This window comes from Sphingobacterium anhuiense, from assembly GCF_042686355.1.
GTDB classification, from domain to species: Bacteria; Bacteroidota; Bacteroidia; order Sphingobacteriales; family Sphingobacteriaceae; genus Sphingobacterium; species Sphingobacterium anhuiense.
This window is the reverse complement of record NZ_JBHUPE010000004.1, coordinates 745,735-768,181: the sequence shown is the minus strand read 5'-3', so window position 1 is coordinate 768,181 and position 22,447 is coordinate 745,735. Positions and strand designations below refer to the sequence as shown.

Sequence of the window (22,447 nt, the reverse complement as noted above, 5' to 3'; positions counted from 1 at the left end):
TAAATACTGTTTATTAGTAATTATGAGTGTTCCTGCTGTTCTTTTGTAAGGATCACACTTAACACTTACAAATTGTAAATACTCGAAATGATACCGCTTATTTTCAAGGCTAGAATAAGTACTGTTTAAATATTAGTTTTGACTTCTTTAATACCCAAAAGTTTAATTGACAACTAAAGACAGCTATTATATACTATGATTCTTAATTATTTACAGCATCTATTCAGGAAGGTGGATGTGCAAGATTCTATTCTTTAGGGGGAATCTTCTTATTTCTACAATTATCAGAAGATATAGATAAATGCTCAATAATATACGCTTATGGTGAAGGTATCATAATGAAGAGATGATTTTTAAAAAATTTACAATAGTATCAGATTTTGTTATATAATAAACCGGGCATTTAATAAGAATGAACTGCCCAGTTTATTATATACAAGCTTATTTTTGATAATTCAACTACTGCTGTATTGCGCCTAAGACTTGAGCAATTTTTTTGAAAAGTTCGGTATTCTGATAATAACCCAAAAAATTTTGAGCCCCGGGGCCATATGCCATTACAGGTACCATCATTGCACTGTGATCATTAGACGCAAAGCTGGCTTGTATACTGCCTGTTTTTACATCAGCATCTAATAAAGATAATGCGCCAGTTTCATGGTCTGCTGTTACCACTACAAGTGTCTCACCATTCTGATCAGCGTAACGAAGTGCTTCGCCGACTGCCTGATCAAAATCCAAAGCTTCTGTTACCACATAGTTCAAATCTCGCGCATGGCCACCATAGTCAATCTGAGCCCCCTCGGCCATAATAAAGAATCCACTTCCCATTCCATGAAGTTTACTGATGCTCGTTGTGAGCAATTCTTTTAAAATAGTACCTCTACCATCTTTGACAGCTATCATATCTTGTTCATTAAAATAAGCTACTGTTTTCTCTGATTTGGCGTCTTTTAATCCTGTTAGGTTATCAACAACTTGATATCCGGCTTGATTTAATTTTTTTTCCAATTCATCTTTTCTTTCTTTTTCCCGATAAGGTCCAGGTAGTTCACCTGCCAATATTTTAACATCCTTATTCTCGATGAGCGCTTCTGTAATTGCAATGGATGCATTTCGGTCTACATTTGATGCATAAAATGCTGCGGGAGTCGCATCCGAGGCATCCCCTGTGGATAGTATTCCGCTTACCTTTCCAACTCTTGCTAATAGTTCAGGTAATCGCAGTAACCGATTACCAGATGTGTCTACGCTTATCGTACCGTTATATGATTTATGCCCGGTAGCAATTGCTGATCCCCCAGCTCCTGAATCTGTATTACCTGGACTGGCTGATGCTGTCAAAGAAAACCCCACATGTTTCATCTGAGCCATATGCAGCTGACCACGGTTGGCAACCATAGCAGCTTGAATATGACCTAATCCCATACCGTCTCCTATTAACAGAATCACATTTCTAACTGTACCCTTACTCCCATCTTTTGCAAAATTAGGTTGATACACAGCGTATGGTTTATTAGCTGTAAAACGTGAACTCTCCAAATCATTTAAATAAGCTTTTAGCACATCGGGATGATCTGTATTTAACCAGGTAACGCCCATTTTTTCTAATACTATCCACGTATTGACACTCTCAGGTGCACCCCAGAGACGAAATGGTTTACCCCATTTTCGTGCCTTTGCTCCTTGCTGTTCAATTTTCATTTGCTCTTGCTTCGTTGGCACCCCCTTCCCGTTCCATTGCGTATAGGCTCGTAAATTATCGCTCATCATAGCTACCCGTTGCAGTTGCTGGCTGGTGTATGCGGTTTCAAATCTACCGTCAAAGGATATGTAGTCTGGATAGTTTTTAAAGAGAGCAGGTGACGGCATATTGCCACTGATGATAATTTGAATAGCATGTTTATTTTGTTTGGGATCTACTAGGTAACAATAAGGTGCTAACAGGTTTATTAATTTTGGCATCATAATCTGAAAATCTTCTTTCAAATCTAAAACCAGCTGTAAGTTTTTACTGCTGTCAGCAAAGGGATGTTGCTTATTTTGTTTAAATAAGTTTGCCAAAGGCTTTATATATAGATCTTCCAAGGTTCGTCCTGCTTTGATATCTTTAGCCTCATGCGCAACATATAAGGTATCATCTCGTAGGAATAGGTCTGCTTCAATGGATTCCACTCCCGCATAATAAGCACGTAACAAGGGAATATCCTGTTCATAATCATTATGACTATGGCCACGGACCCGAAGTGCATGGTGCTGCTGATGCGTACTATACATGAGTTTATCAAAACGATTAACAGCTGTAGGTGTTTCCTGCGCATCAAGTCTGACCATTATCCCAACTAATGGCAGCATTAATAATAACTTAGCAAATTTCATTTTCATTCTTTCTATTGGACAAAAAACGACAGACCAGATCGCTCTTTCGCATCTTTCTAGCCTGCCGTCTTTGTGATTTAAGTTATTTGTAGGATAATTTTACCATCCCTCATTTTGACTGATCCCAGAATTACTCAAATCTGATGGCGGAATTGGCCATACATGATGAATAGCAGGATTAAAAGTTCGGGCAGGCCAAACTTGTACTATGGTGTAGCTAGAGGTTGGATCAGTTTTAGCAATATGTTGCCTTCCGGTTGCTGGTCGTGCATAGGCAGCTTGGGCATCACCCCAACGAACCAGGTCACTATGCCTATCGGTATATTCTGCTGCAAACTCTGAACGACGCTCTCTTTTTAAATTGACCATTGTTGCGCCACTTATTGCAGGGAGCCCTGCGCGGTTACGTACCAAATTAATCTCCATATCTCCAGATTTCCCTTGTTTAATCTGCGCTTCGGCTTTCATCAAAAGAATATCTGCATAACGGATTAAAGGAATATTTAGATCAGAAGTCGGATAATCTCCACTTGGATTTAAATGTTGATCCTTTGGAAAACGGAAAGGTTGCATATACTTTTTGAACTGAAAACCAGTTTGAGAATTAGACGAATAATATTTCCGATCCAATCCAAATAACGTAAATGTATCGTTAAATTCAAGTATGGTTGCCTTTTTACGATTGTCCCCTGATTCGAAAGCGTTATACAATTCTAAAGTGGGGTGAAAATATCCCCAACCATTATAAAGTCCGTAACCTGTATTTTCGAATAATACAGCCGGCAATATGGAACCCTGAATTTTATTAGAAACTACAGAAAAGATATATTCAGATGAAAAATTGTTTTCGATGTAAAAGACGCTTGCAAAATCTGTTTCTGGTTTTCCTGTATTAATTAATTTACGGCCTGATCCTGAGTTGGTCACCATATCGCAGTACTTAACAACTTGCGTCCATTTACTCTCGTCATATCGTGCCCATTGCAAATTTGTTTTGGCTAAATAGGCATAAGCAGCGTCTTTATGCGCTCTTCCTAAATCATCTGCTCCATATGTGTTGACAAGTGGCAATAGTTCTGCTGCCTTTAAAAGATCCCCTTCAATCTGTGCTAAATTCTCTTTTACATGTGTCGGTCGTACAAATTTAATTTCATTCATATTTGCATCTGTAACGATGGGAACACCAGCACGTTGATCTCCATAATATTGTGACAAATAAAAATAGGCATAACCTCGCATGAAATATGCTTGTCCTAATACGTGTTTTTTTACATTATCGCTAATGCTCATAGCTGGCACTTTAGTGATAATGGTATTTGCACGTTGTATTATCTGATAAAATTTCTTGTACATACTATTAATACGGCTTTCAGCACCTGTAGCAGTAAAATTACGCACTGCTGCTGATCCTGCATCTGTACGTCCTGTTACCATATCGTCCGATGCGTTGATAAACCAAAACAAACCTCTTCCGAACATATTATCGTCATTGAAATGTTCATAAAGACCATTACTGGCAAAGATGGCATCTGCTTCTGTCTTCCAGAAGTTTTCATTAGTAATTGATCCTTTTGGAGTCAGATCAGTAAAACTCTTGCTACAGCCCTGTATACCTATACTCAATCCTAGTAATGCTATTGTAATGTATTTGTATTTTTTTATGGATGGTGTTTTCATGATTTTCATTCTTAAAAATTAACATTTAATCCTATCGTGTATGTCTTGGCTAAAGGATAATTTGCTACATCTAATCCAATACTGCCGACCTCTGGATCTATACCAGAATAAGAGGTAAAGGTGAACGGGTTTTCTGCAGAAAAATAAATCCTAGATTGCAGTTTATTCAAAAACTTAGGTAAGTTATAGCCAACAGTAATGTTTTTTATACGAAAATAATCGCCACTTTCAAGGTACCAATCTGATATCGTTCCGTAATTAGCATTTGGATCTTTAGAAGAAAGTGCTGGAATATTACTATTTAGATTATCCGGCGTCCAGGCATTTAGGACACGATTATCCAGATTATAACCCTGTAAGCCCGCGTTATAGGCTGTGAACTTATATCCGTTAAAAATTTTTGCTCCTGAAATACCATAGGTTAATACATTTAGATCAAAGTTTTTATAATCTAAATTAAGGGCAAAACCATAGGTGAACTTAGGAACCGCACTACCCATATATACACGATCATCAAAACTGATTTTACCGTCACCATTTGTATCTTCGAATTTTAAATCACCAGGACGTGCAAAGGGTTGAATAAGCTTACCATTTAGACTATGCGCCTGTACTTCTGCTTCGGAATTAAATATTCCGGTATTCGGAATCAAATAGTAAGAATATAAGGCTTGTCCTGGCGTGGACCGATATGGAGACAATATACCCCTAACCTCTCCTGGATTTTCAATAAATTCGCTATTAACTCCATTCAGATGTAATACCTCATTACGATTGAAGGCAATATTAGCATTTAAACCAAGTCTCCAATCTCCAAATTGATGAGTATATTTTCCGCTAAATTCAAATCCCTTGTTCATCACGTCACCCGTATTAATTGTAGGACCTCTCTGCATACCTGAGTGTGGATCTGGAAGAATTTCATTGATCATTCCGATGGTCTTTTTCCGATAATAATCTGCTGTAAAACTTAACTGATGAAATAAAGTCATATCCAGACCGATATCCCATGATTCGGAAGTCTCCCAGATGAGATTAGGATTACCTTGTTTGATCATTGCAAAATGGCGTACCAAAAGTCCTTCCGACCCCAAAGGTGTGACAGTACCGCTATTCAAAGGTAAGTTATATGCGTATTTATCAACAGTTTGAATGTTCCCGATCTGACCCCAAGAAGCGCGTATTTTTAAATCATTAATAAAGTCACTTTTAAAAAATGATTCTGAAGATATTTTCCAGGCTCCCGAAATTGATGTAAATACATCCGATCGATTATTTATTGGTAAGCGTGAACTGCGATCCTGCCGGATACTTGCTCCTAAATAATACCGTCCTGCATAATTGTAATTAACACGAGCAATAGCAGATGTTAGTGCATCTTCCCAGACGTCACTTGTTGGAATTCCTGGTATAGATTGTGCATTCTCGATATATTGATACCAATCGTCTTCCCGTTCAAATCCCATTCCCTGAATGTAGTATTGTTCATACTTTGTTTTCTGGGCAGAGTATACTGCTACAGCATCAATCTGGTGATCACCAAAACGTTTCGTATAATTCAATTGCTGATCCCAAATCCAACGATCTGTACGAGCTTCTTCTTGCGTCAAATAATTGTTGCCATTTGATCTTCCAATTTCTGGTATTTTGGGATCAAATCTTTTTAAAGAATACCGATTTATATCCAAAACAAAATTAGATTTGAAGGTTAGACCATCCCATAAATCCACTTTCGCAAAAACATTACCATTGAGGTTAAGTGTCGGATTGTTAACTGTTGGACGTAGAAGTAAAGCTACTGGATTATAAGTATCACCATATGCAGATGAAAATTGCGATAAATTAAAAGGAACAGTACCGTGAAATAATCCTTTCTCATCATAAACAGGTGCTGCAGGATTCATATAAATTGCATTGATGATCGATCCACTATAACTGCTAGATGTATTTGTACCTCGAGCGGTAGTATGGTTGACATAAAAATTTTGTCCTAATGTCAATCGATCAAAAAAATCAAATTCGGATTTCAAACGATAAGCAAAACGTTTGTAACCTGTATTCAGCAATAAACCTTCCTTATCGTGATAACCAAATGAAGAATTATACCTGGATCGTTCTGATCCACCAGACACCTGCGCATTTGCATTTAAAATATTCCCCGTTCTGAAGATTTCATTCATCCAATTCGTGCGGGTTTCCTGTCCCCAAGGATTTAATGTCGCATTATGACCATCGGCAGGATTCACTCCATCTCTTTTCGCTGCATCATTATAGGCCTGGGCGTATTGTGTCGCGTTCAAAGCAGTTGGTAGATTACTCGCATTTTGCCAACCTCGATACAGATCGACACTTAGTTTGGGCGCTCCAGCTTTACCGCTTTTAGTTGTGATCACGATAACTCCAGATGATGCTTGTGCTCCATAGATAGCTGCAGAAGCTGCATCTTTCAAGATATCCATGCTTTCAATATCATTTGGATTGATAGGTCCGCCATAATAGGGCGCTCCATCGACTACATAAAGTGGCGATTCGGCGTTTAGTGTCCCCATTCCTCTAATCATCACTTTGGGCATTGCCGAAGGATCGCCACCTGCTGACATCACCGTTACTCCTGCAACGTTTCCTTGCATCAGATCTGCCACGTTAGTTAATGGACGAGCAACATTTTCTGCGACATTAGGTAAAGAGCTTACAGCAGTTGTTAAATCTCCCCTTTTTTGCTGACCGTAACCAATGACAACCACCTCATCAAGAGCTGAAAGTTGCTCTTTCAATGTAATCAAAATTGAGTTACTATCACCACTCTTTATACCTTTAAGATCTTCAAGGTAAGATTCGTACCCAATCATGGAAACCTTGATCTTATACTTCGCATCTTCATTTAATTCTTTAAATACAAATACACCTTTTTGATCTGTCGATATACTCGTGACAACTTGTCCTTTCGTATCTAAAAGTACAACCGTCGCTCCTGTTTTGACAACACCATTATTATCCATAATGGTACCTCTTATTTGCCCATTGGACTGGGCATAAGATTGCAGAGCAACGGAGATCGATAGCACTGTCAATAATGCTCTTAACTTCATCGGGTTTCTTTTCATTTCATTTAGTCTTTTAATTTGTAGGTGGTTTGTACCGCATGAACTAAAATTTAAACGGTATTATTTACTTCTTTTATTGCTTTTTATTTTTAATGATTATACTGTTATTGCTATGGGTATAGGTAAGTTCATTCATCTGACAAATAATGGATAACATAACATCCAGTGGATAATGTTCTTCAAATTTCCCAGTAAAGGATAGTCCTTCAAGAGATACCTCTTCTATATTAATGATTACACCCTTTAGTTTTTCAATCTTAGAAAACACCTGTGGAAGTGGCGTCTGATCAAACTGCAGGCCACCCTCTTGTTTATGTTCGTCTGATTTCACGTTGTCCGCTAATTTGAGATTGTTCGCTTTTTCTTGTCGATCAACTAATAAAGCTGTTTTAAAATGATCATCAATCAATAACTGTTGTCCAGGCTTGAGCACCTGATCTTTCATTTCAAATGGACTGCGATTCGTTGATTTCACAACTATTTTCCCAGATATTAACCTAACCGATAATTTACTTTTAGTATAACTATCGACTGTAAATTCAGTACCAAGTGCCGTCGTTGTATAACCGTTGGCGGATACAATAAATGGTCGTTGCGCATCATGGGCGACATTAAATCTCGCTTCTCCAATTAGTGTCAGTTTTCTATCGATGTTTCCATATTCTTTTGTATAATAAATATTACTATTAGGGGATAAAATAATCCGAGATCCATCTTTCATTTTATAGGTAAGCGTATCTGTACTGCTGTTGGCAAGTTCGTATATGAGTGGTTCTGGTATTTGTACTGTTGTACTGGGAACAGGCAAATTTGTTTGGACAAAGTGATACCCAAATATTCCCATAGCCAATAAAATGGAGGCGGCAATAGACCAGCCTATTTTTAAACGACGTCGATTAGGTAATGCTTTGATCACTCCCATTTTTTCATGAATACCGAATAACATCTGTTGATACTCTTCTTCTGTTGCCAATTTTTCGTTTTCATGTACTGTTGAAAAATCATTCCGAAGTTCCTCCATTAGAGGGTGTTTGGAATCTTCTAAGTCGGACAATAGTTTATGCTGATCATTTTTAGAAAGTTTTCCTTCCCAAAAACGAGTAATTAAATTAAGAATCTGTTGCTTCATCAATAGTAAATACACAAGAAATTTCCAAAGGGGATGCTTTTGTTGTTAAGAAATTATTAATAAAACATCAATTAAACATATGGATACATCGCTTAATACTAATGACATGATCACGTATGAGAAAGATTATATTTGAGCCTTAATGTAAACGCAATACTCTTCCTTTTATACATATCAAAAAAAGACAAATAATCTTTGGGAGAGATGAATCACCCAACGTATTTAAAAAGAAATAATAAGGCGAATTTTACCGAGGTACAAAGGATTATTTTTTTTTGTAAAAAAGCCTTTTGTAAAGTTCTTATGAAGCGGTTTACTATGATTCTGATCGGAATGTTCCGGAGATAAGGCAATAAGGAGTGGATAAAAAAAATTAAAGATTCGCGAGAAGAAAGACGATGAGTAATGATCTTTCTGCATAGGCAGGGTATTGCTTAGCGACATATTCTCTAATGGCTTTGTTCGATTGTTTGAGATAATCTGCTACCGATTGTGGGCTAAGTCCTAAAAGATCAGCTACATCTTCTTTTGTGCGCCCCTCATAACGACACAATTTAAATACTTCCCGTTTTCTTTTTGGTAAAACGGCAACGGCTTCTTCCAAGATTTCCATTTGCTTATTGAAAATTTCTTCTTGAATACTGCTATCTTCCTCTGCATAAATTTCTTCGGGATAATTGGCAATATACGCAACTGATTCTTTCAACTTACTGCGTAGAACATTAAGCGATTTATTATAACTTACAACAAATAACCAACCCCCAACAGGACGATCTACTTGTATCTTAAATCGATTCTGCCAAAGCGATAAGAAAACATCTTGCAACACTTCGGTCGCTAATTCACGATTATCGATTAATTTTAGAATATTTGCATGTACAGGTTTATGATACCGCGCATACAATGCATTGAAAGCCTTTACGTCTCCCCTCGACATTGCTACGATTTCTTCAATTTCTGTTACCGTTTTATTCATGTTAATTGATATGTTTTAGCTTCTACATCTGTGATTTTGTGGTTTGAAAACCACGGGCAAATTTATTTAAAAAACAAACAGCTTAATCCTTTTAGGAGATTATCAAATTGTTAAGAATATGGGTTGTTTCTGGTAATTAAATAATTGGTTACTTATCGTAAATATACAAAAATGATCTACATTACAAAATAAGATTTATGCAGTTAAATGGATGACTTGAACAAGGGTAATGCTATCATTCTGAAATTATATTTCATCACTATCTGGGAGAATCGAATTTCAATAGGTGTAAGGCAGATGGAGAAAGGGAAATTTACATATACTATGAATACATGGGAATTTAAGTCACTAAAACCTGATTTTGGAAAAACAAGACAGAACTAGGATACAAAAATAGCTAACCTGTATAATACAGATTAGCTATTAAAATCATAATGCTTATTGCAGGTCAAGACCACTACTTGACACTTGCAGCTACAATTTCTGCAACGGAAGGAATACCTGTTTTTTTCCAAATAGGTTCACCATTCTTGTAGAGAATTAATGTTGGTATGGACGTTATTTTAAAATCTTTAATTATTTCAGGATTTGCATCTATTTCTACTAAAATTGTTTTGATATTATTTTCCGCCTTGCTGTTGATTGAATCTAATACTGGTATTACTTTTTTACAAGGCGGGCAATAGTTTGATCCGAAGTCAACGAGAACATATTCCTGAGATTTCAATGCTGTTTTAAAATCAGCCAATAAAATTCTATTTTTATTTACAGTTGCTACCTCTACTGGATATCCTGCTCCGATCCAAGCTGAAATACCAGGTGCCAAAACATAGATCTTTCTAAATCCACGTTCTGCGAGTAAATTAGCGATTTTTGTAGATCGCCCGGTTTGGATCGAATAGATAAAGACTGGTTGACTTTTGATTAATCTACCTAATTGCTGTTCATAACCTTTAACGGCAGGATCGATCTGACGAGCTTGTGGTAAATGTGCCTGTTCATATTCTTCAGCACTGCGAGCATCTAAAATCTGAGGCTTATCCTGTTGGCTTATTTTTTCATGAAATAACGCCGCTTTTACGCGAAAATCTTTTTGTTCTCTATTCTCCTTCTCTATCGGAGATGATTGGTTTTGTCCTTTGCCATCAAACACTGTGATGACCAATAAAATTAGGATTAATGTAATCTGTTTTTTCATTTGTTAAACACGATAAATGTTGAATTTTCTTAAATTGTTACGAGTTCATTTTTTAGAAAAGATAATTCACTAGAAACGGAAAGCGGGTGCTGCTATTTCTTGTGTCTTACTTTTTCTAAATTCTTTCATAGATACCGGTTCACGACCCTCAAGTTCGGCGAAATCAACAACACCGTTATTTTTAGCCCATTTGAAATATGCTTGAGATAATTGGGATACCACATCATGATTTTGGCTAGCAACATCTTTTATTTCAGTAGGGTCGTTTTCTAAATTATACAATTCCCATTTATAAGAGGGCCAAGTTGAGATCAACTTCCATTTGCCTATTCGAGCCGCGCGATTACCGGCACGTTCCCAGAAAAGTCCTTCAGGTCTGTCAATTTTATTCTTATCATCAAAAATAACAGGCAACAGATTTTTACCTTTTAAATCATTGGTTTTTAAACCCTTGTATGTTTTTGGATATGTCGCTCCTGTTAAAGCGTAGAATGTTGGTGCTAAATCAATAATATGTCCAGTCCCATTTTTAATGGTATTTGCCTGTATCCGCTTAGGAAACCAAGCTATAAATGGTGTATTAATACCACCTTCATAGGTGTAATCTTTAAATGCTTTATAAGGTGTGTTGGAAGCATATGACCAGTTTTTACTCTGTGATTCATACGAGCCTGTAGTGCCTACAGGCCCTGAGTTTATTCTTGCGCCATGATGCCACTTCACTAAATCTTCAGCTGGAGCTCCATTGTCGGATAAAAAAACAATGAGTGTATTATCCAGTTGATTATTGTCTTTCAATTTCTGGATAAGGTGACCAATACTCTGATCTAAGCGGTCGACCATAGCGGCATATATTTCCATTTTCTTTGCCCACAATTGACGTTGATCAAATGATAGTCGATCCCAATCGTAGATATCTTCATCAGGTATTGATAATTTGGTATCAGGAGTAACTAAACCTAACTCCTTCTGACGTTTAAATCTTTCTTGACGAATTGCTTCCCAGCCTTTATCGTATTTCCCCTTATATTTTGCAATATCCTGAGGTAGCGCTATTAAAGGCCAGTGTGGAGCTGTATGAGCTAAATAGAGGAAGAAGGGTTTTTTATCATCTTTTACTTGATCCAAAAATGATAAAGCATGTTGATTGATTACATTGGTAGCATAGTTTTCAGGAAATGGATATCCTTGTGCATCTGTTTCACCTTTAAAACCGGGCGCACCTGAATCAGAACTCTTTTCATCCTTTGGAAATACGAGATCAAAACCACGCTGCCAAGGAAGACTCGTCCCTTTGCCAGATACATGCCATTTGCCGGATGTGATGGTGTTATAACCGTTTTCCTTCAATACTTCAGCAAGGGTTAGTGATTCTTGATTAATATATCCTTGATAAGCAGGTAATCCGAGGTCATTAGAAAAATAGCCTACTCCAGCTTTATGCTGATACTGCCCTGTCAATAAAGACGCACGAGTGGGTGCACAAATGGAATTATTATAGAACTCGCGTAACCGCAATCCTTCTGAGGCAAGCCGATCTAAGTTGGGGGTTTCAATCTCACCTCCGTAGGCGCCAAGATCTGAATAACCCAAATCATCGGCTAAGATTAGCACAATATTAGGCTTTTTTTGCTGTGCTACACCAAGTGTCGTTAGGCTCACAGTTAAATATAATAGGGAAAATATTCTTTTCATGGTGATGTATTTTTTTTAAATGTTAACGAAATGAGGACTGTCCTTTAATACGGTCATAGTTGACTACGTCATTTTCCTTTGCCCATTTCTTGTACAATTCTTCAAGCTGTGTTACAACTTCAGGATGCTGAGACGCGACATTATGATTCTCTCCTCTATCTGTATCGATGTCATATAACTCAACTTTATTCCCGTTGCGATAAGTAGACACAAGTTTCCATTTTCCGAAACGGACAGCTCGATTGCCGGCACGTTCCCAAAATAAAGCTTGATTACGCTCCACCTGTGCCAGATCAGTATTTAACAGTTTTCTAAGGCTGACTCCGGGAAGTGTATTGGTAGCGGTCCCATAATTCGTATTTGGGTACTTTGCTTGGGCATAATCATATAATGTTGGAGCAATATCAATTAGATGTCCAGTTCCTCTTTTGATGGTGTTGGCTTTTACTTCCTTAGGGTACCAAACAATAAAAGGAGCGCCAATACCACCCTCGTATGGGTTATCCTTGTAACTTCTTAATGGTGAATTTCCCGTTTGTGACCAATTGCTATTTTGCACATCATAAGATCCTGCAGAACCAACAGTACCCGTGTTTCTGCTTGTATAAATACGGGCTCGATCACCACCTTGTGCACCATTGTCAGACAAAAATATAATGATTGTATTGTCATCAACTTTTAACTCTTTTAGGGTCTGACGAATCTTACCGATACTTTGATCCACACGATCAATCATACCTGCAAATACTTGTTGTCTTCTTTTCCAGTATTGTTTTTCATCATAGGTTAATTTATTCCATTCTTGCGTTAATGTATCTTTAGCACTTATTTTCTGCTTCGCAGGGAATACGCCTTGTTTAATAGCGTTTTCATATCGTTTTGTGCGTAAACTGTCCCAACCAATAGTATAAGTTTCCTGATACTTTTGTGTTTCTTCTTCTGGTGCCTGTAGAGGCCAGTGTGGTGCATTAAATGCTAGGTACAGAAAGAATGGCTTTTTATCATGATGCTGCTCTTTCAAAAATCCAATTGCCTGATCGGTAATTTCATCGGTCAGATATCGATCTTTAGGTAAGTAGAAGGGTTTATTATTCTTGTACAAAGGCACTGTCGCTTGAGTAGAATCGCCAATTTCATAAAAATTAGACGCACCTCCTACAAAATTGAACGACCGTTCAAATCCACGTTGTGCCGGCCACTGATCGTAATCGTCCCCAACATGCCATTTGCCTGATATAATAGTGGAATAACCTGCCTTTTTTAAGACTTCTGCCAACGTTGGCGATTCTTTATTCAAGAAACCTTGATATGCAGGAAGTCCAAGGTTTACATTGAAATAACCTAGTCCTGCCTTATGGGCATATTGCCCAGTCAATAAAGATGCTCTTGTTGGAGCACAGATCGAGTTGTTATAAAATTCTTGAAAACGAGTTCCTTGAGATGCCAATTCTGTTAGATTTGGCGTATGGATATCAGATGCACCATATGGTTCAATATCTGAAAAACCGAGATCATCGACCAAGATCAAGATCACATTTGGACGTTTGTCCTGGGACCACCCAGCGAGGCTGCTTAAAGTTATTAAGAGCGTCAATAAATAATAGTTTCTTTTCATTATGTGAAATTTTTAATGAATGTGAATTGATTTTAATTATTAACCCAATCTGGATGCTGTTTAAGATTTGGATTTAAATTCAGTTCGCGTTGTGGCGTGGGAAAATGAATATGTCTTGGAGCCGCATTGGTTTTACCTGCGGCCTTTAGTTTTGCAACATAATAGGTTGCCCCTCTGCGCGCTAAGTCAAACCACCTTTGATATTCAAAAGTTAACTCCTTCCTTCTCTCTTCAAATACTGCTTCTCTAAAATCATCTTTACTTAAATTTTTTTCGATATCACCTGTTGCTGCACGCACTCTAACTTTATTTAGAGAAGTCTGTGCTAGTAAAGTTGATCCATTGAGCTCATTTTCAGCTTCTGCCAATATGAGCAATACTTCAGCATAACGAATAATGGGTAAATTTTTAGAAGATTGACTTTGGTTGCCTACTACACTCTCATCATAATATTTATTAAATTGAGGTTTTGCAAGTGCATAATACTTACCATCGACCGGAGAAATCATCCCTGTAGTAAATGTGATATTTAAACGTTTATCCTGTTTAGAAAAAGTACCATATAAACCACCTTCAGCATGCCAAGCATCCGCATAGTCACCATTAATACCCGGAATATCCGCAGGTGCAGATCTACTTGCAAGCGAATTTCCCTGATATCCACTGTTCCCTTTGAATTGTGCAGAGAAAATATGTTCAATACCGTTTTTCTTATCGATATTGAATACATCCGTAAATTCGGGAAACAAATCATATCCCTCTTTATCAATTACATCTTGTGCTTTTAATTTTGCATTTGACCAATCTTGTTGTGTTAAATATACCTTTGCCAGTATACTTTTAGCAGCTCCTGATGAAGCTCTTCCTTTATCGTTGTCACCGTAAGATTTATAATTGGGTAGATTTTCTGCATCTTTAAGATCTGCAATAATTTGGTTATAGACTTCTTTTTCAGAAGCCTTGGTCACATAAAGTTCTTCCGTGCTAAGTGATGTTACAGGTTTTAGAACCAAAGGAACGGGACCAAACCAACGAACTAAATTAAAATAATGCAGTGCTCTTAAAAACTTGGCTTCATTAATTAAACGCTTACGGATTGCGTCATTAATCTTTTCGGGTGATATCAAAGCGATGTATTCAATATTTTGATTTGAAGCATTTATAGCGTCGTAACTTTGTTTCCACAATTGTTCCATACGGTCATTCGATGCATCGTGTGTCAAGTTACTGATCGCACGTACATGTGCATTCCGCGCTCTTGGTCCGGCTTCATAATCATCAGTCGCCATTTCTACTCCAATTTGAAAAAGACTATTATAGATGGACTGTCCGCTTTCATATAGTTTGCGATATGTTCCATTAACAGCAGAAACAGCTTGATTTTCATTCAGATAAAATTGCTCAGAAACCAGTAGACTTTCCGGTTTCTCATCTAATTTTGAGCATGATACGATTCCAATCAATAATGTGGATGCGAATAATATATTTGTAATTTTCATGTACCTCTGGATTAAAATGTTAAAGAAAGACCTACTGTGAGTGAGCGTGAAGCTGGATAAATTCCAGAATCTGTCCCTATCTGTACGTTACTACCTGATGTCACTTCAGGATCAAAACCTTTGTACTTACTCCAGGTCAGTAAATTTTGTCCAGATAGGTATACATTCAAATTGGATATTCGAGTAGCATTTAATACATGTTTAGGAATGGTATAGCCAAATTGAAAAGACTTTAATCTGACAAATGAACCATTCTCAACAAACTGATCTGAAAAAATTGGAGCAGGATCTAATTTCGCTCTAGGATAGCTTTGACTGGCATTTGTTTCAGTCCATCTGTCTAAAGCATCTGTTGATGCATTTTGTTGTCCCGTAAACATTTCCAAGTTTTGACGATTGATATTAAGTAACTCATTGCCAACTGTTCCTTGTATTAAAAAAGTAAGATCAAAGCCGCGATAAGAAAGCGTATTGGTTAGTCCAAAAATAAAATCTGGTTGTGCATTTCCAATGATGCCACGGTCATTTGCTGTTGTAAATTTACCGTCACCGTCGATATCTTTGTAAAGACGATCCCCTGCTTTTGGTATGGAATTTCCAGTAAATAAACCTTTAGTTGATTCCTCTCCTTTTTGTAAAATTCCATCGATCTGTGTACCATAAAAAGTTCCGAGAGGTTCACCAACTTTAATGATATAATTTCCAGAAATATAAGATTGTGCTCCTGTACCAATGGTTAATACTTGATTTCGATTGAATGAAAAGTTCACATCTGTATTCCAGACAAACTTTCCATTTAGGTTCCTGGTTTTCAAGCCAAATTCAAATCCTTTGTTGGAAACTGAACCAAAATTCTGTAAAGAAGATGCATAACCTGATGTCCATGGAATTTCAACATTAAGTAATAAATCGGTGGTTTTTTTGTAGTAGTAGTCTAAGGTAAACTGTAGTTTACTGTTAAATAGCGAAATATCAAATCCTCCATCATACTGATAGGTCGTTTCCCAACCTAAATTTTTATTTGGTATACGTTGCGAAGCAAAACCGGTTACTATTTTATTGCCAAATAAATAATTCAAGTTATATAATGTCGAAAGCGACTGATACTGACCAATTTCCTGATTACCGGTCGTTCCAAAACTAGCTCGGATCTTTAAATCATTAACAACAGGAAACGCCTCTTTAAAAAAGCTTTCGTTGCTAGCTCTCCATGAAAAAGCTAAAGAAGGAAAATTTCCCCATTTATTATCAGCTCCAAATCTAGAGCTACCGTCCCGTCTGATACTGCCTGATAAATAATATTTATTAGCATAATTATAATTTACACGAACCAGATAAGAATGCAGTATCCAAGAATAAGCATCGGAATTAGGACGGACAAGGGTTGATCCACTTTGCAGACTGTTATACAAAAGATCATCCGTTACGAAATTTTCAGCTCCCGCGTTGAAGGTCTCATTCTTTGCCTCCTGTTGCGTAAATCCAACTAAAACATTTAAATGATGATCTTGAAAAGAAGTGGTATAGTTTAACGTATTTTCATTCAGCCATGAATATGAATCTAGATTACCTAAATTTGCTTTTCCATTGTTACCTGCCCCCTCGTAGATGTAAGAAGGCAAATAAAATTTATCGGTCCTATTGTTTAAATCTACACCTAATAGAACTTTCGCCTGAAGCCCTTCTATAAGATCATATTGAGCAAATGAAGTTCCCAAAATGCGTAATGCATTTGATGTATTGGTGGTTTCTTTTAATGTTGCAATAGGATTTGCAAAAATGTTTTCAAACGGATTTCTTAATGTGTAGGATCCATCGGCATCATATATGGTTGCGGTTGGAGGCATTATCAATAATGCATTGACAATTCCTGATGGTGCAATTTGAGACGTTGTTCTGTTAATTGAAAAATTAGCGCCAACATTTAAGCGCTTAAAAGGATTAGCATTGATATTGGAACGGAAACCTAAACGCTTAAAATCTGTATTTTTAATTACTCCATCTTGGTCAAAATAATTGGCTCCAATAAAATATTGCACCTGTTCAGCTCCACCTGATAAAGATAATTGATGATTCGTAATCTGTGCATTTTGGAAAGCTTCTTTTTGCCAATTTGTTCCTGAACCTAATTGATCGATTTTATCTTGTGTGAGGTACTGAAATTTTCCCAGATTCGGATAGGCATCATATAAGGCCTCATTGCGAAGAATAGCAAAATCTGGAGCTGTTAGGACATCTATTTTTTTTAACACCTGCTGTTGTCCTATACTACCATCATAGCTCAGTTGTACACGACCTGCTTTACCTTTCTTAGTTGTCACCAATATTACGCCGTTAGCACCACGAGAACCATAAATTGCTGTTGCAGCTGCATCTTTTAAAACTTCAATACTTTCGACATCACTTGGATTGATACTCGACATGGGATTGACAGGAGTTCCACTACCTACTCCAGTACTCTCTGTTTGATTATATATGGGAAAACCATCAATAACATATAAAGGTTCATTTCCCCCCTGAATAGATGCGCCCCCACGAATACGGATACTGACACCACCGCCCGGCTGCCCAGAAGTTTGCGTAACCTGCACCCCTGATATGCCACCTTTCAAAGTCTGATCTAGCGATGATACATTCTGTTTCAATAAAGACTCATTTAAGGAAGCAACTGATCCCGTCAAATCGCGGCGTTTCTGCGTACCATAGCCTACCACTACGACTTCATCAAGATCTTCCGTAGTAGGGCTTAATTCAATTACAGTAGGCGATTTATTGATAACAATCCTTTTCTTTTCATACCCGACAAAAGATACAATCAGCGTAAAAGGAAGTTTTTGACCTGTAACAAATTGAAACCGCCCATTTCCATCTGTTTTTACACTATGTGTTACTGCTTCCAATTGCACAGTGACACCTTCAATGGGTTCTTTACTGGAAGCATCGATAACTGTACCAACTAAGGAGGCATTTATTATCGGTTTAGGTTCTATTTGAGCATACAGCGAATTCAGGCTGTGTATTAAGAACAAAATAAGTATAGAATACCGAAGTACTCCTAATTTTTTCATAGTTTTACGGTGTTTAATAGTGAATACTTACAAGTGCCAACGCCAATTGAAGACTTGTGGTTCATTATATCCAAACTTGGGGGAGCGTTAAAGCTTCCCCTATTTTTTTAAAGAAGATTTTTTGAAATTAGATGCACATTCGCATCCAGCAGGAAGAGAAATTAAAGGAAACATAATCAGTCACGGAGACTGCTCTTGTAGATGGGTTAGTAAGGTTGTTTTTCATAAACTTTGTTAAATAATGAATATTAATTTCGGTTTCGTTTGCCAACGCCAATTGAGTAACGATAAGGCAAATATAAAAATAAATTTAATAAAGTCTACTAACTAAGTAGATTTAATGTAATTATTTTTAAAACCTGAACTAAAGCACCATATAACATCGTTTATTAATCATATTATCTGTCAAACAAATTTTTATATTGGCAATAATGCCAATGCATTAACATCAAAAAAGGAAATGAAAAATCGGATAAAGCTAATCTGTAGCTATTATCCGATTCAGTTATTAAATTTTCACTAAAAATACAGGGGTACTTCTATTTTTTTTATTGGGGCATGAACATGTACCTTTTAGTTTGCATGATTTTTTAACCATTCTAAGCGTCTTTGATCGGCAAGATGCTTCACGGAGAAATGCTCAAATGTTGCATTAAATCCATCACCATCCGGACATGCTGCCATTAAGCCGACCATAACAGGTGTATTATCTTGTAAATAGGCATTACGCATTAAGGTATAATTTTTATCATCAAAAGAGTAAAATATCTCTACAGCATCCAACCTCCTTACAGCTTTTATCCATACGTATGGAATGGCTTTTTCTAAACTAATGATACTCCAATCACTGGTGCGGTGTGTCACGACAGTACTTAAATTGTATTTTCCATCAACAAACTCGATTCCTGCTTTAATATAATTTTCTTTATCAATACGTAGCATCAATCCCATCTGATCAAATCTCGCTTTATAGTCAGCAGAAATTTTTACTTTTGTTTCAAACTCACCACCATAAGTTCCATAATAAAATGGAGCATCGTCAACAGTAAATCCATAATGCGATATACGCCAATAATCACTCTGGGGTGTTACGAACATACTCAGCATTTGGTCTTTTACCTCCCACTTTGCAGGTTCATTAAACCACTGCATTTTTGTTAGATTTTGTGCCATTGTCAACTGTTGGCAAAGGACAGTCATCATAAGTAGTATTAATTTCTTCATCTCTGTATTCAAATAATCTTATAATTTTTTACTTTAGCAAAGGTATACGAGCGTTTAAAGATTATCAATACTGATAAATAACCATTTTTTAAGATATGAATAACATTGCAGGAGTTCTTAACGAAAAGCTTTTAGAGCAAGTATTTGAGCAAGAGCCAGATCCTCACAAACTTCTTCAGCAATGTCAATATATTGCACAATTTTATGCTCATATTGAAAATGCGATAGCGGTTTTGAGTGATCTTAAAAATGACAAAAGCTATATCTACAACGGGGGACTTGCCCAAACACTAGGATTATCAGATCATGATTCAGAGATTGATTCCATATGGGAAGATGCAATTTTCAAGCTTATTCACCCTGATGATCTACTACGGAAGCATATCCTTGAATTGCAATATTTTCATTTTATAAAACATATACCTCTTACTGACCGTCACAATTTTCATGTCATTAGTAAGATCAGGATGTACAATCAGGAAGGTCAGTATATATGGATATCCCATCGCATGTATTATGTTCAGAATTCACCTAATGGCAGTATTTGGTTAGCCCTATGTTTGTACAATTTTGCACATTTGTCCGATAACACAGAGTCTTACGAGGGCTTTATTGTGAACAGTGTTACAGGGCAAATTATTCAACCTGAAAAACAGGAAAGTAGCAATTTATTATCCAAGCGAGAGATAGAAATTCTTAGTTTAATAAAAATTGGCAGGCGCAGTAAAGAAATTGCTGATGACCTCTCCATCAGTATTAATACTGTCAATCGACACCGACAAAACATTCTTGAAAAACTTCGTGTTACGAATTCGATAGAAGCATGCCGGATAGCATCTTCTTTAAACTTGTTTCAATAGTGAATAGAGATCTCCTATTTTTCCCAATCGATAAAATAAAAAAATCGGCGTAAAATTATCTTTTTACACCGATTTTAAATAAGATTGCTATGATAATAAATCCTACTCCAGTTAATATTGGGGGTAATATCGCAGCTTTAATTCCTAAGTAAATCATCAATAAAGCAACTAGAATGAGCAGTATAATTAGTATGGTCTTCATATTTATCTATTGCGTAGCACATTGTTTTACTATAAATCTACTTAAAAATAATTAGACAGATACTTTACTTTTCTAAACATCCATAATTTATGCCATTATAAAGATCATTTTTACCATTGGTTCCAAAATTCACATTACTTACTTATCAAATTGAGGAATGCCAGATCTTCTTGATCTAAAGCTATTTTAGGGGCATCAAATAGCGTTTTCAATTGATTATTACTCGTTGCGCTTACTATTGGTGCTGTAATTAATGGGTTGGCCAGTAGCCACGCTAAGGCTATTGTTGCTGGTTGTGTATGATATTTCAATGCTATTTTATCAAGAGCTGACAGCACATTTAATCCATCAGCATTTAAATATTTTCGTACTCCTTCGCCACGTGCACTCTTACTAAGATCGGCTTCACTTCTATATTTTCCTGTTAGAAATCCTGCGGCTAATGACCAGTATGAAAAAGTACTTAAGTTATATTTTTCAACTAAAGGAGCATAATCTTTTTCAAAAGTGGAGCGTTCCATCAAATTATAATGTGGTTGAAGTGCGACATATTTCGGCAAATTGTTCTGCTCAGCAACTTCAAAAGATTCTATTAATCGTTCAGGAGAAAGATTGGAAGCCGCAATATGACGAACTTTCCCGGCCTTAATAATTTCATCATATGCAGATAAGGTCTCTTCAATTGGTGTTACTTGATCATCAAAATGCGTATAGTACAGGTCTATATGGTCTGTACCTAAACGCTGTAAAGACTCATCAACGGATTTCAGGATATGCTTTTTACTGATGTCAATAGCGTGCTCTTTGGTTTCAGATCCTACTTTTGTTGCAATGACAATATTTTCTCTATTATTACGTAGTTTCATCCATTTTCCAATGATCGTTTCAGATTGACCTCCTACTCCATTTACCCACCAAGAATAGGTATCTGCGGTATCCACAAAATTAAAGCCTTCAGCAACAAAAGCATCTAAAATATCAAATGATTCTTTTTCATCCAAAGTCCATCCAAAAACATTACCTCCAAAATTGATGGGTGCAATTTCCAGATCTGTATTTTTAATTTTTACTTTTCTCATGTCTTTTTGTATAAATATTTAAGTAAAAATAACTTATTAACCCTTTAATAAATTCATCTATTTGTAAAGATGTTGACTCTTTAATTTTTATAAAGTTATATGTTAAATGAAGTAGAGCAATATCAATTTGTTGTTGGCTGCAGCGCTTCATGTATAACAAAAAAGCCACTTCTGACGACGTGGCTTCACATTAATATATGAACTTTACTGCAATTTTCTATTTATATGAAGTAATGGAGTCCGTTATTTTCCAAGTTCCATTGTCGTTGATTAAAGTTACGATGTCATTCTTTGTAAAGCCATCAAATTGCATGATCACTTTAGCGATCGCATAGTCTTTAGAGTTTTCTAAAATCTGTGTCGTTGTCTTGCAATTTAATCGCTCTCCTTTTTGTTTTTTCAAAAAATTAATGAGTTCTGATCGACTATTTGTTTTTGTTTTTGGCCCTTGGACTTTTTGATTAAAATCACTTGCAAACAATTGCTCTAATCCTGTTGATTGTCCTTCTGTAATAATTTCTACATATTGACCGATTGCTAAGTTAACTGTAGAAAGATTAACCATATTTTTTTCTGGTCTGCCTGCCGCCATAGTCATGCTACTTAAAGTTACTAATGCTGCTGCTGCGAATGTTTTTGCTAACGTTGTCATCATGTTTTATTTTATAGTATTCGTTAATTGTGCTTTATGGAGTAAGTCTCTGAATAATTTTGCTTCTTTATAATCTTCTTTAACTTTACG

14 protein-coding genes are annotated in these 22,447 nt (G+C 36.5%); 1 reads left to right on the top strand and 13 read right to left on the bottom strand.

Annotation, left to right across the window (positions count from 1 at the left end):
* Window positions 1-459: 459 nt before the first annotated feature.
* The 11 genes from ACFS6I_RS08860 to ACFS6I_RS08810 form a co-directional block, all read right to left on the bottom strand.
* Window positions 460-2,379 carry an alkaline phosphatase gene (locus ACFS6I_RS08860; RefSeq protein ID WP_380919752.1) on the bottom strand — a complete coding sequence of 640 codons (1,920 nt, stop codon included), beginning with the start codon at window positions 2,377-2,379 and terminating at the stop codon, window positions 460-462.
* 99 nt (window positions 2,380-2,478) lie between these two features.
* On the bottom strand, window positions 2,479-4,056 hold the full coding sequence (locus ACFS6I_RS08855) for a RagB/SusD family nutrient uptake outer membrane protein (protein ID WP_380919750.1): 1,578 nt from the start codon (window positions 4,054-4,056) through the stop codon (window positions 2,479-2,481).
* 11 nt (window positions 4,057-4,067) lie between these two features.
* Window positions 4,068-7,160, bottom strand: a complete 3,093-nt coding sequence (locus ACFS6I_RS08850) for a SusC/RagA family TonB-linked outer membrane protein (protein WP_380919748.1) — start codon at window positions 7,158-7,160, stop codon at window positions 4,068-4,070.
* Window positions 7,161-7,233: 73 nt separating this feature from the next.
* Window positions 7,234-8,289: a FecR family protein gene (locus tag ACFS6I_RS08845; RefSeq protein WP_380919746.1), complete on the bottom strand. Its 1,056-nt coding sequence runs from the start codon at window positions 8,287-8,289 to the stop codon at window positions 7,234-7,236.
* 373 nt (window positions 8,290-8,662) lie between these two features.
* Window positions 8,663-9,265 carry an RNA polymerase sigma factor gene (locus ACFS6I_RS08840; protein ID WP_132768299.1) on the bottom strand — a complete coding sequence of 201 codons (603 nt, stop codon included), beginning with the start codon at window positions 9,263-9,265 and terminating at the stop codon, window positions 8,663-8,665.
* Between the two features lie 457 nt (window positions 9,266-9,722).
* Window positions 9,723-10,463, bottom strand: a complete 741-nt coding sequence (locus ACFS6I_RS08835) for a thioredoxin domain-containing protein (protein ID WP_380919744.1) — start codon at window positions 10,461-10,463, stop codon at window positions 9,723-9,725.
* 69 nt (window positions 10,464-10,532) lie between these two features.
* Window positions 10,533-12,158 carry an arylsulfatase gene (locus ACFS6I_RS08830; RefSeq protein ID WP_380919742.1) on the bottom strand — a complete coding sequence of 542 codons (1,626 nt, stop codon included), beginning with the start codon at window positions 12,156-12,158 and terminating at the stop codon, window positions 10,533-10,535.
* 22 nt (window positions 12,159-12,180) lie between these two features.
* Entirely contained in the window at window positions 12,181-13,773 is a 1,593-nt protein-coding gene (locus ACFS6I_RS08825) for an arylsulfatase (RefSeq protein ID WP_380919740.1), read from the bottom strand.
* 32 nt (window positions 13,774-13,805) lie between these two features.
* The gene (locus ACFS6I_RS08820) at window positions 13,806-15,272 is read right to left on the bottom strand and encodes a RagB/SusD family nutrient uptake outer membrane protein (protein ID WP_380919738.1); all 1,467 of its coding nucleotides are present in this window, start codon (window positions 15,270-15,272) and stop codon (window positions 13,806-13,808) included.
* 11 nt (window positions 15,273-15,283) lie between these two features.
* On the bottom strand, window positions 15,284-18,340 hold the full coding sequence (locus ACFS6I_RS08815) for a SusC/RagA family TonB-linked outer membrane protein (protein ID WP_380919736.1): 3,057 nt from the start codon (window positions 18,338-18,340) through the stop codon (window positions 15,284-15,286).
* A 573-nt stretch (window positions 18,341-18,913) separates the two neighbouring features.
* Window positions 18,914-19,564 carry a DUF1349 domain-containing protein gene (locus ACFS6I_RS08810; protein WP_380919734.1) on the bottom strand — a complete coding sequence of 217 codons (651 nt, stop codon included), beginning with the start codon at window positions 19,562-19,564 and terminating at the stop codon, window positions 18,914-18,916.
* A 95-nt stretch (window positions 19,565-19,659) separates the two neighbouring features.
* On the opposite strand from ACFS6I_RS08810, the gene ACFS6I_RS08805 reads away from it, so the two are divergent.
* Window positions 19,660-20,424 carry a response regulator transcription factor gene (locus ACFS6I_RS08805; RefSeq protein ID WP_380919732.1) on the top strand — a complete coding sequence of 255 codons (765 nt, stop codon included), beginning with the start codon at window positions 19,660-19,662 and terminating at the stop codon, window positions 20,422-20,424.
* 336 nt (window positions 20,425-20,760) lie between these two features.
* Here the strand turns inward: ACFS6I_RS08805 and ACFS6I_RS08800 are convergent, their stop codons facing one another.
* Window positions 20,761-21,705, bottom strand: a complete 945-nt coding sequence (locus ACFS6I_RS08800) for an aldo/keto reductase (RefSeq protein WP_380919730.1) — start codon at window positions 21,703-21,705, stop codon at window positions 20,761-20,763.
* A gap of 217 nt (window positions 21,706-21,922) precedes the next feature.
* Window positions 21,923-22,360 carry a nuclear transport factor 2 family protein gene (locus tag ACFS6I_RS08795; RefSeq protein WP_380919728.1) on the bottom strand — a complete coding sequence of 146 codons (438 nt, stop codon included), beginning with the start codon at window positions 22,358-22,360 and terminating at the stop codon, window positions 21,923-21,925.
* Window positions 22,361-22,447 lie beyond the last annotated feature (87 nt).